Annotated in this window: 2 protein-coding genes; both read right to left on the bottom strand. The window is 38.1% G+C overall.

Annotated elements, in window-relative coordinates:
* Window positions 1-105: 105 nt before the first annotated feature.
* Window positions 106-645 (bottom strand): hypothetical protein, encoded by a 540-nt coding sequence (locus ACFINH_RS09975; RefSeq protein ID WP_375633012.1) that lies wholly within the window; start codon window positions 643-645, stop codon window positions 106-108.
* Between the two features lie 12 nt (window positions 646-657).
* Window positions 658-975, bottom strand: coding sequence for a hypothetical protein (locus ACFINH_RS09970; RefSeq protein ID WP_375607465.1), 318 nt, complete (start codon window positions 973-975; stop codon window positions 658-660).
* Window positions 976-1,035 lie beyond the last annotated feature (60 nt).

The raw sequence follows: 1,035 nt of genomic DNA, 5'->3' as shown, positions 1-1,035 counted from the left end.
AATTACCTTTTTTAATAACTCCAAAGTCTCTTAAAGCGCGGATACGGTGAAGAGTTACCCCTTTAAACTCAGCTTTCTCATCAGTAAGTTCGTACTTCTTTTCCATTAGTTTGCTCCAGTGGATATTCTGCTATTGCTGCCAATCCAATCTTCACAACGTAAATCCGCATCACCGTAAATTTTTACATTTCCGTAAATGTGTGTATTACCGCCAACTTTTGCATTTCCATAAACGCTTGCCTTATCGTAAACATATGCTTCATAATAAACATGAGAATTGCCATAAACATGTGCATAATCAAAAACTTTAGCGTCACCGTAAACGTATGCATCACCGTAAATTTCTGCATAATTGTAAACTTTTGCTTCATCAGAAACGAGTGCATCTCCATAAACCCGCGCATCACCATAAACATAGGCATAACCGGAAATATGTGCATTTTGATAAACACGAGCATTATCATAAACCCTAGCATAATCTCCAACCCAACAATCGCCCCCATGACTAAGATTGCCTTCCTTTTCAATAAAACCGCCAAGGTCACCTTTTTTGACATTTCCAAAATCTTTTAATGCACGTATGCGGTAAAGCGTGCGTCCGCCAACTTCATCCATTTCATCAGTCAATTCGTATTTTTTTTCCATGATTTATCCCCCCTACCTTAAAATAGCGTCACTTCCATAAAATGCTGTATCGCCGGCTACTATGGCATTACCACGAACTTTTGCGTTATTATAAACTTCGGCATCATCATAAACCTTCGCATTTTCAGAGATATATGCATTTTGATAAATACAAGCATTGCCTCCAACCCAGCAATTATCATCATGGCTAAGATTCCATTCACTCTCGACAAAGCCTCCAAGGTCGCCTTCTTTGACATCATCAAAATCTTTTAAGGCGCGTATGCGATAAAGCGTTATTCCATCAATTTTGATTGTTTCATCAGTGAGTTTATATTTCTTTTTTATCATAATAACCTCCTCTTAATGCATGCTTTGTCTTTTAAGCTCTTGAGACAGCACACCAATTCC

Source organism: Bartonella sp. AA74HLJMH (genome assembly GCF_042197045.1).
Taxonomy (GTDB): domain Bacteria; phylum Pseudomonadota; class Alphaproteobacteria; order Rhizobiales; family Rhizobiaceae; genus Bartonella.
The sequence above is the reverse complement of the archived record's forward strand: the minus strand, read 5'-3'. Positions and strand labels throughout refer to the sequence as shown.